The 12,028-nt window shown below is 71.3% G+C and carries 15 protein-coding genes; 1 reads left to right on the forward strand and 14 read right to left on the reverse strand.

From position 1 onward, the window contains the following. Positions 1-76 precede the first annotated feature (76 nt). Complete coding sequence (locus Q5425_RS43515) at positions 77-979, forward strand: SMP-30/gluconolactonase/LRE family protein (protein ID WP_308678303.1); 903 nt, start codon at positions 77-79, stop codon at positions 977-979. A 254-nt stretch (positions 980-1,233) separates the two neighbouring features. Here Q5425_RS43515 and Q5425_RS43520 read toward each other — a convergent pair whose 3' ends face one another. The 14 genes from Q5425_RS43520 to rsmD all read right to left on the reverse strand — a co-directional run bounded on the left by Q5425_RS43520 (position 1,234) and on the right by rsmD (position 11,983). Further along, a complete protein-coding gene (locus Q5425_RS43520; RefSeq protein ID WP_308678304.1) occupies positions 1,234-2,412 on the reverse strand; it encodes an MAB_1171c family putative transporter in 1,179 nt (392 codons plus the stop codon). Further along, on the reverse strand, positions 2,409-2,978 hold the full coding sequence (locus Q5425_RS43525) for a hypothetical protein (protein ID WP_308678305.1): 570 nt from the start codon (positions 2,976-2,978) through the stop codon (positions 2,409-2,411). Before Q5425_RS43525 ends, Q5425_RS43520 begins: the two co-directional genes overlap by 4 nt. A 171-nt stretch (positions 2,979-3,149) precedes the next feature. Beyond that, on the reverse strand, positions 3,150-3,584 hold the full coding sequence (locus tag Q5425_RS43530; protein ID WP_013223693.1) for a helix-turn-helix domain-containing protein: 435 nt from the start codon (positions 3,582-3,584) through the stop codon (positions 3,150-3,152). Positions 3,585-3,642: 58 nt separating this feature from the next. Beyond that, the gene (mutM, locus tag Q5425_RS43535; RefSeq protein ID WP_308678306.1) at positions 3,643-4,512 is read right to left on the reverse strand and encodes a bifunctional DNA-formamidopyrimidine glycosylase/DNA-(apurinic or apyrimidinic site) lyase; all 870 of its coding nucleotides are present in this window, start codon (positions 4,510-4,512) and stop codon (positions 3,643-3,645) included. A gap of 44 nt (positions 4,513-4,556) precedes the next feature. Then, positions 4,557-5,912 (reverse strand): polysaccharide lyase 6 family protein, encoded by a 1,356-nt coding sequence (locus tag Q5425_RS43540; protein WP_308678307.1) that lies wholly within the window; start codon positions 5,910-5,912, stop codon positions 4,557-4,559. Positions 5,913-6,000: 88 nt separating this feature from the next. Next, a complete protein-coding gene (rnc, locus tag Q5425_RS43545; RefSeq protein WP_308678308.1) occupies positions 6,001-6,753 on the reverse strand; it encodes a ribonuclease III in 753 nt (250 codons plus the stop codon). A gap of 13 nt (positions 6,754-6,766) precedes the next feature. Beyond that, on the reverse strand, positions 6,767-6,949 hold the full coding sequence (gene rpmF, locus Q5425_RS43550; RefSeq protein ID WP_013223689.1) for a 50S ribosomal protein L32: 183 nt from the start codon (positions 6,947-6,949) through the stop codon (positions 6,767-6,769). Between the two features lie 87 nt (positions 6,950-7,036). Continuing rightward, positions 7,037-7,630, reverse strand: coding sequence for a YceD family protein (locus Q5425_RS43555; protein ID WP_308678309.1), 594 nt, complete (start codon positions 7,628-7,630; stop codon positions 7,037-7,039). A 349-nt stretch (positions 7,631-7,979) separates the two neighbouring features. Next, entirely contained in the window at positions 7,980-8,708 is a 729-nt protein-coding gene (locus tag Q5425_RS43560) for a DivIVA domain-containing protein (protein WP_308678310.1), read from the reverse strand. A gap of 112 nt (positions 8,709-8,820) precedes the next feature. Beyond that, on the reverse strand, positions 8,821-9,504 hold the full coding sequence (locus Q5425_RS43565; protein WP_308678311.1) for a hypothetical protein: 684 nt from the start codon (positions 9,502-9,504) through the stop codon (positions 8,821-8,823). Then, positions 9,504-10,004 carry a SigE family RNA polymerase sigma factor gene (locus Q5425_RS43570; protein WP_308678312.1) on the reverse strand — a complete coding sequence of 167 codons (501 nt, stop codon included), beginning with the start codon at positions 10,002-10,004 and terminating at the stop codon, positions 9,504-9,506. Before Q5425_RS43570 ends, Q5425_RS43565 begins: the two co-directional genes overlap by 1 nt. Positions 10,005-10,068: 64 nt before the next feature. After that, the gene (locus tag Q5425_RS43575; protein WP_308678313.1) at positions 10,069-10,761 is read right to left on the reverse strand and encodes a ribonuclease domain-containing protein; all 693 of its coding nucleotides are present in this window, start codon (positions 10,759-10,761) and stop codon (positions 10,069-10,071) included. 132 nt (positions 10,762-10,893) lie between these two features. Beyond that, on the reverse strand, positions 10,894-11,379 hold the full coding sequence (gene coaD, locus Q5425_RS43580) for a pantetheine-phosphate adenylyltransferase (RefSeq protein ID WP_308678314.1): 486 nt from the start codon (positions 11,377-11,379) through the stop codon (positions 10,894-10,896). Positions 11,380-11,422: 43 nt separating this feature from the next. Then, positions 11,423-11,983 carry a 16S rRNA (guanine(966)-N(2))-methyltransferase RsmD gene (rsmD, locus tag Q5425_RS43585; protein WP_308678315.1) on the reverse strand — a complete coding sequence of 187 codons (561 nt, stop codon included), beginning with the start codon at positions 11,981-11,983 and terminating at the stop codon, positions 11,423-11,425. Positions 11,984-12,028 lie beyond the last annotated feature (45 nt).

Here is a 12,028-nt window from a genome sequence, read left to right on the forward strand (position 1 = left end):
ATCAGGTTCGGTGGTCCATGATCTCCGCAGAATTCCACAGCAGAATTCCACAGCAGGATTCGACAAGGGGTGAGAGATGGATCCGGTCAAGACGGACTTCGAGGTCCTCGACGAGCGGTTCAAGCGCGTCAACGGCGACGAGTGGATGCAGCGCCTGCACACCGGCTGCCGCTGGACGGAAGGACCGGCGTACTTCCCGGCCGGCCGCTACCTGGTGTTCAGCGACATCCCGAACGACCGCACGCTGCGCTGGGACGAGACGACCGGGCAGGTCGGTGTGTTCCGGCAGCCGTCGAACTACGCCAACGGGCACACGGTGGACCGCCGGGGACGGCTGATCAGCTGCGAGCAGGGCCTCCGCCGCGTGACGCGCACCGAGCCCGACGGGTCGATCACGGTGCTGGCGTCGGAGTACCGGGGCAAAAGGCTGAACAGCCCGAACGACGTCGTCGAGCACTCGGACGGGTCGATCTGGTTCACCGACCCGAGTTACGGCATCGACAGCGACTACGAGGGCTACCGGGCGGAGAGCGAGATCGGCGCGTGCCACGTGTACCGCGTCGCACCGGACGGCTCGGTGACGATCGCCGCCGACGACTTTTCCCGGCCGAACGGGCTGGCGTTTTCGGCGGACGAATCCCGGCTGTACATCGCCGACACGCGCCAGGACCCCAGCCACCTCCGCGTGTTCGAGGTGGGTGAGAACGGCAAGCTGACGGGCGGCGACATCTTCGCGACGAGCGACAGCGGCGGCTTCGACGGAGTCCGCGTGGACAGCGAAAACCAGGTGTGGGCGGCCGCCCACGACGGCCTGCACTGCTTCGCCACGGACGGAACGCGCATCGGCAAGCTGCGGATGCCGGAGATCTGCTCGAACTTCACGTTCGGCGGAGCACGCGGGAACGAGCTGTTCATCACGGCTTCGAGTTCGCTGTACACGCTCCGGGTGACGGTGAACGGGGCCCGCTACCCGCGCTGATCCTCAGGTCGCCGCACGCGCCCCAATGTGGCGTTGGGTGCGTTGAATCGACACTGCGGCGCGAAGCGCCTCCGTTGAGGGCGGCGGCGGGGGCATGGATGGAGCACCGAACGCCACATTCGGTGCGCTCAACGCACCGAACGCCACATTGGGTGCGTCCAACGCACCGAACGCCACATTGGGTGCGTCCAACGCACCGAACGCCACATTGGGCGCGTCCAACGCACCGAACGCCACATTGGGGCGCTTGGGGCTCAGCCGGGCGTGGCCGCCTCGACCCGCTCCGCCACTGCGTCGCGGTGGCGCCAGGCTCGGCTCACCTGGATCAGCCAGGCCGCCTCGGCCGCCACGTCCGCGTCCGCGTCCGGTTCGGGGGCGGGGTCGGGGGCCTGGTCGAAACGTCGTCCCGCGCGGCCCGCCTCGATCGCCGCCGCCAGGGTGACCGCTTCCACCGTGGCCGCCACCTCGGCTTCGCGGACTCCCGCGCGGCGGGCCGCCGCCTCGGCGCGGGCCGGGAGGTCCGGGTCGAAGTGGGCTCGCAGGGCCAAGTGGCCGTCGCGGATTTCGATGACCCGGCGGTACAACGCGAACTCGGCGCCGCCCGCCAGTTCGCGGCCCGGGTCGAGGGCGATGCCCGGCACCGCCGTGCGCAGCGCCGTCCACAGCGGCTCGATGCGGCGGTAGGCGCGGTACGCGCGGACGCGGCCGATCACCGACGACACCGCCGGCGACCACGCGCTCAACGTCGCCCCGGCCGCGACGAACCCGACCGTCGCCGCGGCCAGCACCGACGACGGCAGGTCCTCGCGGGCGCCGATCCGAGCCGTCCGCGCGAGCTGGATGACGTCGTCGACGTCCCAGAACGTCCACGCGGACGCCGAGCCCACGCCGGCGACCAGCAGCCACAGCCCGGCGCGCAGCGGGCCCGGCTCCGCGTGCCACGCGCTGCGGACGAACACCGCGAGCAGCAGGCCGAGGCTGACCAGGCTGTAGAGCAGGAACACCACCTTGTCGGCCACCGCGAACGGCAGGCCGGCAGCGGAGAACACCGTGTCGTCGCCGACGCGCCGCGGCTGCGAGAGCGCGAAGGACACCGCGAGCAGCACCATCGTCGCGCCGGTGCACCACGCGTGCGGTGCGAGCCGGGCCCCTTCGCCGCGCCACACCGACTGCGTGAAGGCGACGGCGAACCCGATCGCGCCCAGCTTCAGCTCGTCGCCGGCCAGGCTCAGGACCCACTCGGCCACCGGGCCCGGGCCGGCGAGGGCGGACATCGCCGGTGTCAGCACGATGATGCCGGCGGCGATGCAGATGCCGAACCCGGCGAGGAACCACATCGTGCGCACCGGCTGGCTGCGGCGCGCCTCGATCAGCTTGTACCCGAACCCGGCGAAGCCCGCCACGCAGAGGTAGTAGGCGAGGGTTTCGGTCACGGCGTACGACGGCGGGACCGTCCGCCGAACACGGAGTCGAAGCGCCGCACGCCCTCCGGGACGCCGGGCGCGGGTTCGCGCGGCTCCGCGGGCCGGACGACGCGCTGCGCGAGCAGGCTCGCGACGAGTTCGGCTTCGCGCTCTTCGACCTCCGAGTAGGTGGTGCGGCCGAGCACGCGCCGGACCAGCTCGGGCGAGAGGTTCGGCATGAGCTGCCGTCCCGCCGCGGCGTCGATGGCCACGCCGTCGGCGCCGGCGTCCCCGCCGACGTGGCCGCACAGCAGGTGCCCGACCTCGTGCAGCAGGATGTGCCGCCGGTGCAGGGCGGTCGTGTTGGTCGGGTAGAGGATGTAGTCGGCCCGTTCGGTGCTCATCAGCAACCCGCACGGCGCGCCTTCGGGCGCGCTGACCGGCATCAGCTCGATGGGACGGCCGCGCTCGGCGGCCAGCCGCGCGACGAAGTCTTCGGCGTCGAACGGTTCCGGCAGGCTGACGGCATCGGCGACCTCGCGGGCCCGCTTCCAGAGTGACCGGGCCGGTCGCCGCCGCAAGCATGGTCGCGCCACTGTCAGGCCTCCCTCACGACGCCGCGGCGGAACGGCTTCGGCGGGTTCAACGCGGCGGAACCGGTGAAGTTACGCGCCCGGACCGAAACCGGCGGAAACGGTGCCGCCTACGCTATCGGGCCGCCGGGATCCCCTGCGGCGAGGCCACAAGCCGATCCACCCCCGCCACCCTCAGCTCTCTTTCTTCGGGCCGCCGCGACCCGCCTCCCTCCGGGCGATCGCGTCGATCATGTCGCTGATCGTGTCCAGCCCGTCCGACGACAACGTCACCGCGCGCAACGCCAGGTCGCGGACTCCGGCGTCGCGCAGTGCGCCCAGCAGGGCCAGTTCTTCGGCGATCTTGCGGCTTTGCTCGTCGTCGAAGAAGTACGCCGGCGGAACTCCGAAGAACTGCGCCAGTGCTTCGAGGTGCCGCTTGGTCGGGTTGTCGCGGCGGCCGGTGCGCAGCTGCCACAGGTACGTCGTCGAGAAGCTTTCGCCGGTGGCCTCGCGGCACGCCTTGGCGACCTCTTCGTTGCTGTACGGCTCCCGATCGGGCCTGCGGACCACGTGGAACAGCCGGTCGATCTTGTCGGCCAGCGTCGACTTTCCGGGCTCCTTGACCACGATGCACTCCCTCAGCTACCAGGCGTATTCATCCTAGCTGAAAGGCGGCCACCCATTATCAACCCGAGTTCGCCCTCGGCCGGGGCTGGCACCGGGGACACGAGAACGACGAACGGTTCATGAACGGTTCCCGCCGGATCGCCGTGCCGCACCGGTGGCACGGCATCCCTTCCTGGCCGTACGCGTCGAGCGACCGGTCGAAGTAGCCCGACTGCCCGTTGACGTTCACGTACAGCGCGTCGAACGACGTGCCGCCCGCGCCCAGCGCCGCGTTCATCACGTCCGACGCCGCCGAGAGCAGCTCGCGGCCCTTCGCCATGGTCAGCTTGCCGGTCGGTTTCGACCAGTGCAGCCGCGCCCGCCACAACGCCTCGTCCGCGTAGATGTTGCCGATGCCCGACACCAGCGTCTGGTCGAGCAGCGCCCGCTTGACCTCGGTGCGCCGCGACCGCAGCGCGCGCACGGCCGCGTCGAGGTCGAACTCCGGGTCCATCGGGTCGCGCGCGATGTGCGCGATCGTGTCCGGGAGCAGGACCTCGCTCCCGATGTCGCTGAGGTCGTCCAGCGCCAGGCCGCCGAAGGTCCGCTGGTCGACGAAGCGCAGCTCCGGCCCGTCGTCCTCGAAGCGCAGCCGCACCCGCAGGTGCTTCTCGTCCGGCGCGCCCTCGGGCTGGACGAGCATCTGCCCGCTCATGCCGAGGTGGGCCAGCAGCGCCTCCTTGTCGGACAGCTCCAGCCACAGGTACTTGCCGCGGCGCCGCGCCGCCTCGACGCGGGTGCCGGTGAGCCGCTGGGCGAAGTCCGCCGCGCCCATGGCGTGCCGGCGGATGGCGCGCGGGTGCAGGACCTCCGCCTCGCGGATGGTCCGCCCGGCGACGTGCGCCTGCAGGCCCAGGCGGACCACTTCGACCTCGGGGAGTTCGGGCATGCCGCCATTGTGCCCGGCGGGTACGACAGTTTTCGAAAGGGCACTCAGGGCGCGGTGGGTCCGACGTCCGCCTTCGCCAGCGGAACCCGGGTGGTGCCGGAGGCGAAGTACTCGTCCGCGCCGACGTCGAAGGTGCCCGAGCGGGCCTGCAGGTCGAAGTCCTTCCCCGCGTACGGGTAGGACCCGGCACCCGTGTTGATCGCCGGGCTCGCCGAGGACAGCCGGTAGAGCCCGGCGGCGCCCTTGACCAGCCGGGGATCGACGTTCCGCGACGGGATCCCCGCCGTGCCGCCGAAGGTGATGTTGCCCTCGTACTTGACCGCCGACCCGCTGGGCAGCGTCACCAGCGTCCCCGAGGTGCCCTTGACGATGTTGTCCGCGACCACGCAGTCCTTCGGCTTGAAGTCCCCGCCGTCGCCGTCGATCACCGACGAACTGCCCAGCACCGTGTTGTACGCGACCGTCACGCGGTCGGGCCGGTCGTGCAGCTTGCTGGCCGGGCCGCTGTCGGCCTCGTCGCCGGAACCGAAGACGATCGCGCGGTCGCCGGAGTTCGCCACGTAGTTGTTCACGATCTTGTGGTCGTTGCCGTGGAACCGGATGCCCGAGCCGAAGAGCACGTTGCCCTCGACGGTGCTGCGGTTGCCGTGGCGCAGCACGATGTAGCCCAAGCTGTCGCGGATCGTGTTGTACCGCACCACGTTGTCGGACGACTTGACGGAGATCGCCTCGCTGTCGCCGTCGGCCTTCTCGAAGAGGTTGTTCTCGATCAGCGCGTGCGCGGAGTACGACTGGTGGTTGCTCAGCCCCAGCCGGATCGACTCACCGCCGTTCGAACCCGCGAACTGGTGGTTGAAGAAGTGGTTGTGGTGCACGTGGACGTGCTGCGCCATCGCACTGGCGGGCCCGAGGACCTGCAGGAACACGCCCTGGCTGGTGCGGTTCTGGAAGACGTTGCGGTCGACGACGGTGTCGTCGCCGCTGACCGTCACCCAGTTGCCGTCGCTCGTGAGCTGGAAGTCGTTGCGGGTCAGGCGGTTGCCCGACGCGCCGGCGGGGACGGTCAGCGAAGCGCCGCCCCGGAACTTGAACCCCCGCAGCACGACGTTCGAGACGCCGCTCGCGAAGGCGAACGTCTTCGAGCCGGTGATGGTGGCCTGGCCGGTGTGCTCGGCGGCGATCGTCACGGGCGCCGAGGCGGTGCCGGACCGTTTGATCAACAGCGCCGAGCCCGCGGAGTAGCTCCCGTCGGCCAGCGCGATCGTGTCGCCGGGGCTCGCCTTGTCCATGGCGGACTGCAGCGCCGCGAGCGAGGTGACGCGGATCTGCGCGGCCGAGGCCGAAGGGCCGGGCACGACGACGAGGGCGGCCGCGAGCAGGGGAACGAAGAACAGACGCATCCGCCAAACCTCTCAGTGGGACCAGCGCGGCGGATGATCATCACGCTACTGAGCGGCAGGCGGCATCGTCAACGGGGGTTCCCGCTGATCAGGACTCCGGTTCGGCGGCCTGCTTCTGGGCTTCGAGTTCGGCGGACAGCGAACGCCAGGCCGTCTCGGCGGCCTTCTGCTCGGCTTCCTTCTTCGTCGACCCGGTGCCGTGACCGAGGGGACGGCCGGCGATCAGCACCGTGGCCGTGAACTCCTTGCGGTGGTCCGGCCCGGTGTCCTCGACCTTGTACTCGGGCACGCCGAGACCGGACGACGCGGTCAGCTCCTGCAGGCTCGTCTTCCAGTCGAGCCCGGCCCCGCGCAGCGGCGCTTCGGCGAGCAGGCCGTCGAAGAGGTGGTGCACGAGCTTGCGCGCGATCTCGATGCCGTGCTCGATGTACGCGGCACCGATCACCGCCTCCAGCCCGTCGGCGAGGATGCTCGCCTTGTCCCGGCCGCCGGTGAGCTCTTCGCCCTTGCCGAGCAACAGGTGCGCCCCGAGCCCGCCGTCGCCGAGCCCGCGCGCCACCCGCGCCAGGGCGTGCATGTTGACGACGCTGGCGCGGAGCTTCGCGAGCTGACCCTCGGGCAGGTCGGGATGCGTGTTGTACAGGTGATCGGTGACGACGAGGCTGAGCACGGCATCACCGAGGAACTCCAGCCGCTCGTTCGGCGGCAGCCCCCCGTTTTCGTACGCGTACGAACGGTGGGTCAGCGACAGCCGGAGCAGCTCGGGGTCGAGAGCGACCCCGAGCGCTTCGAGCAACGGCGCCGGATCGGCTGCGGGTCCCCTGGGCGTCTTGCCCCCCATATCGGCTAGCCGATCAGGCGGGCTCGACGACCTGGCGGCCGTTGTGCTGGCCGCACGACGGGCACGCGATGTGCTGGAGCTTCGGCTGCTTGCAGGCGCGGTTGGAGCAGGGCACCAGCTGCACCGGAGCCGCCTTCCACTGGCTGCGGCGGGAGCGCGTGTTGGATCGCGACATCTTCCGCTTCGGGACGGCCACGAGTAGATCTCCTTATGACGGTCTGCTCGCGGTGCGAGCGAACTTTCTCACCGGATCGAGCTGGACGCTCGTCAGGCTTGCCCTTGTTCAGCTGGACCCTTGCGCAGGCTTTTCGCCCGCGTTCTCGTCGAATCGCTCCACGAGTGCGGCCCACCGAGGGTCTATCTTCTCATGCCCGTGTCCGGGCTCGAGATCGGCCCACTTGACGCCGCATTCGATGCAGAGCCCGGCGCAGTCTTCGGTGCACAGCGGCGCCAGCGGCAGGGCCAGCACAATGGCGTCGCGCACGGTGGGTTCGAGGTCGATCCGGTCGTCGATCAGCCGGGGGATCTCGTCCTCGTCGGTGGTCTCCTCGGTGACCGACCCCGGGTAGGCGAACAGCTCCTGGACCTCGACCTCGATCTCCTCGGTCAGCGGGTCGAGGCAGCGGGCGCAGGTGCCCTTCGCGGTGGCGTGCGCGGTCCCGCTGACGAGGACGCCTTCGACGACGGACTCGAGCAGCAGGTCGAGTTCCAGCGCGGAGCCGGCCTCGATGGTGATGACATCGGGGACGCCGAGCGGCGTCTCCACCGGCACGCTGCGCTTGATCGCGCGGCTGAGGCCGGCGTGACGGCCGAGCTCACGGGTGTCGATCACCCACGGGCTGCGGCCGTCGAGCTGGGGGGTCTTGTTCTCGGACATCCTGTCCAGGGTACGCACGCTGTGCCGGCTCTTTTGCGCTGGGACGGTGTGCGGGGCGGAGTGAGGCCCGGAGGGCGTACCAGGGCGGATGAGCGAGGCCGCAGGAGCCGCGGCGAGCGGGCCACCCGTCACCAAGCAGAGCCCGCCCTCCCTGGGGGCCACCCCGCGTCCAGCCTATCGAGGCTGCCCGACAATAAACCGCGAAGCCGCAGCTCAGGGACTCGTTGTCCACAACCCGGCCCGGCTGTGGACAGCCCGTCGATCCCCCTCCCGCGAAGGCCCGGGGTCGCCGGAAGCCGGAACCGGAGCGAGCCCGGCGAAGCGGCTCACCCAGTCGCCGAGAGACTCGTCACACCTGGTAGTCGTACAGCGTCGGCCGCCCGCCCGAGCTGGGCAGGTTCGCCGGCGAGCGCAGGTGGTTGCGGCCCGAATCGACCGTCCGCAGCGTGGTCGCCAGCAGCTCCGAGAACTCCGCCAGCTTCCCGTCCACGTAGGCGTCGCAGTCCGCACGCTGGCGGTCGGCCTCGGCGTGGGCTTCGTCGACGATGCGGGCCGACTCCGCGTGCGCCGCCTGGACCACTTCCGTCTGGGCGACCAGGCGGGCCTGCTCGGCCCGGCCGTCCTCGATGGCGCGGTCGTAGGCGTCGCGGCCGGCCTGGACCATGCGCTCGGACTCGGCCCGGGAGCGGTCGGTGAGGTTCTGGTACTCGGCCTGGCCCGCCGCCACCGTGCGATCGGCCTGGTCGTGCGCGTCGGCGAGCATCTGCTCCGCGCGGGCGCGGGCGTCGGCGAGGATGCGCTCGGCCTCGTCCGTCGCCTCGGCGATCGTGCCCTCGGCCTCGGCGTTCGCGCCGGCGACCGTGTCCCCCGCCTCCTTGCGGGCGGCGTGGATCAGGTCGTCGCGCTTGTCGAGGACGTCCTGGGCGTCGTCGATCTCCGCGGGCAGTGCGTCGCGGACGTCGTCGAGAAGTTCGAGCACGTCTCCCCGGGGCACGACGCAGCTGGCCGTCATGGGGACGCCCCGCGCCTCCTCGACGATGGTGACGAGCTCGTCGAGCGCCTCGAAAACCCGGTACACGGCAACTCCAATCCCCTGTCGCTGGGACCAGTCTGCCCTCATCCGGCGCCGAAGCGGTGAACGCCACCGGCGCCGGGCGTGTCCCCCTGGACCACGCCCGGCGCCGGCGTTCCTAGGGCAGCACGAAGGCCGGATCGGTGATCACCTTCGTGAGCTGCTCCTGGGTCAGGGGGTAGCCGGGCCCGCCGGTCACGATCACCGTCGAGCCGTCGGGGCGGTACAGGAATCCGTTGCTGCCCTCGCGCACGGGTTCGCCGGTTTGGTCCTGGTAGACGAGTTCGGAGAGCACGAGGACGCCGCCGCCGGGCTGCGGGAGCCGCACGCACTGCGGCGCCGAGCCGGCCGTGGTGCAGAGCCGGTCGGCCGGGACGACCTGGTGGGCGGCCCGCGGCCCGCGCACCGTCAGCTGGAAGTTGCCGGGCCGGCCGGTCACGTCGACGAATTCGGCCGTGACGCTCATCCGGTCCGGCCCGACGCTGTCGGCCGCCGACCGGCCCAGGACCAGGTCGTGGACACCGGGCAGCGCCCGCACGACGGCTTCGCTGAGCGCGAGGCGGACCCGGGACTGCTCGGCGACCGGCGGCGGCGTCGCGGGCGTCGCGGCGGGCCGCACCGGCTCCGGGCCCGCAACGGTGGACAGCACCACCGCGACGGCCACGGCCAGCACCGCGACGACGATCCCCGCCCCGCGTTTCCGGGCCTGCCGCGCCGCCCGGTCGGCGACCTCGTCCGTGTCGAACCCCAGCGGCGGTTCCGGGAGGTCCAGCTCGCGCAGGCGGGTTTCGAGATCGGTCATCACGCACTCCTCTCCGCGCTGTGCTCGAGCACGCCCCGGAGGGTCTCGAGCCCGCGGGCGGCCTGGCTCCGGACGGTCCCTTCCGAGCAGCGCAGCACCTCCGCGACCTCCGCGGCCGGCAGGTCGGCGCAGTAGCGGAGGACGACGGCGGCGCGCTGCTTCGGCGGGACTTCGGCGAGTGCGCGCAGGAGCGGCCCCGAAATACCGGTCACGGACTCGGGGGACGGCACGTCCGGCACAACACCGTCACGGCGTTCGCGACGCCGCCACGGCCGCCGGGACTCGTCGAGCCAGCAACGCAGCAGGACCTGCCGGGCGTAGTGGTCGACGGGCCCCCGCCGGATGATCTTCGGCCAGACCCGGTACAGCTTGACCAGTGCGTTCTGGACGAGGTCCTCGGCCAGGTGCCAGTCGCCGCACAGCAGGTACGCCGTCCGTCGCAGCACCAGTGCCCGCGCCCGGGCGAACTCCCGGAAGTCCGCGTCTTCCGCCGTCCGCATCGCGCCTCCTCGTCCGTCTTCCGGTGTACCTCACGGACGAAGGGGCGCGGCGCGTTGCACGGGATCAGGAATTCAGGTCGATCCGCTTGAAGGTGGCGTAGCGGTCGGGGGTGTAGGCCAGCTCGCCCGCCTTGCCGGAGATCACGCGGTCGTTCGTCCCGGCGGCGAAGAGCTTGTAGTAGCCGGACGCGCAGGCCGGGAGCACGCCTTCGCGGTTTTCGTAGGTGGTGCCGGTGGCCGCGCCGCTGCGGACGTTGTCCACGACGGTCTTCGCGGCCGCCGACAGCTGCGAGTAGCCGATCTTCGCCAGGCCCGACAGGTCGCCGCACGCGTGCGTCGTGCCGCCGCCGACGTCGATGACCTTGAAGGTGGCGTAGTGGTCGCCGGTGTAGAAGTACTCGCCGGCGCTGCCGGTCACGATGCGGCGCGTGCCGCGGGTGCTCGAGCCGGGCGTCGGCACCGTGTACTCGTGGTAGTAGCCCGACGCGCAGGCCGGGAGGATGCCTTCCCGGTTGTCGAAGACGACGCCGTCGTTCTTCGGGTAGGGGAACGGCCCGTTCGTCCGGATCAGGTTGTACGTCGTCGTCGCTTCGGCCGGCAGCGCCGGGAGCGTCGTGTGCGAAAAGCCCGACAGGTTCCCGCAGGCGTTCTGCGCGACGACGGCCGGGGAAGCCGCGGAAGCGGTGGTGACCCCGGCGGTCAACGTGGCCAGGAGCGCGAAGAGGACCGCGACCAGGCGTGATCGGTAGTTGGTCATTTTCGGACCGTAACCCGATCGGATGATCCTCAGGAGACGGCGACGTGAACTTCCGCACCACGGCGCCGAAGTCCCGACGAACGGACGGGGCCGGACGGCGGGAAGCGGACACCCCGGCTCCCTTGTGGAGGGTCAGCCCCCGAGCTTGGGGAACTTCTCCGAGAGCCGCTCGTAGACGATCGGCGGGACGAGGTGCTCGATGTCGCCCCCGAGCGCCGCGACCTCCTTGACCAGTGAGCTGGACACGAAGCCGTACGCGGGGTTGTTCGCCATCAGCAGCGTCTCGACGCCGGTGAGCTCGCGGTTCATCTGCGCCATCTGCAGCTCGTAGTCGAAGTCGCTGACCGAGCGCAGGCCCTTGGCGACCGCCGCGATGTCGTGCTCGCGGCAGTAGTCGACCAGCAGGCCCTCCCACGAATCGACCCGGATGTTCGGCAGCTTCGCGGTGATCTCGCGCAGCATGTCGAGCCGTTCGGAGACCTCGAAGAGGCCCTTCTTCGACCGGTTCACCCCCACCGCGACGACGACCTCGTCGAACAGCCGGCTCGCCCGTTCGATGATGTCGAGGTGCCCGTTGGTGGCCGGATCGTAGGAACCGGGACAGACCGCTCGCCGCATGTCGCGGACGCTACCGTGCCGGACCCGGTCTCCGCCGCGTGGTTCACGCCACAGCTGTGTACTCCGCCCAGAAGACGGCCGTGTCGCCGTACTTCTTGGCGCGCGTCGCCTCGAAGCCCGGCGGCCAGCCCGGCTCGCCGTCGCGGGCGGCGCGCTCGAGCACCACCAGGGCCGAGGTCCCCAGCCAGCCGCCGGCCGCCAGCGCCGCCAGCACGGACCCGAGCGCCGCCGCGTCCACGGCGTACGGCGGGTCGGCGAGCACGAGGTCGAACGCGGCGGGTGCGGGCGCCGCGACGACCGCCTCGACCTGCCCGGCCCGGACCGTGCCGCCCAGGCCCAGCGCCGCGACATTGCCCCGCAGGACCTCCACGGCCCGCCGGTCGGACTCGACGAACAGCGCGTCCGCCGCGCCGCGGGAGAGGGCTTCGAGGCCGAGCGCGCCGGACCCGGCGTAGAGGTCCAGGACGTGGGCGCCGTCCAGCTCGCCTGCCGTCTCGAGGGCGTTGAACAGGGCTTCCCGCACGCGTTCCGACGTCGGCCGGGTGCCCTTCGGCGGCACCTTCAGCCGCCGCCCGCCCGCCGTCCCGGCCACGATCCTGGTCACCCCCCGATTGTGGGGGGACGGCGCGCGGCGCGGATGACCGGGACA

Source organism: Amycolatopsis sp. A133, from assembly GCF_031082405.1.
In the GTDB taxonomy this organism is placed as follows: Bacteria; Actinomycetota; Actinomycetes; order Mycobacteriales; family Pseudonocardiaceae; genus Amycolatopsis.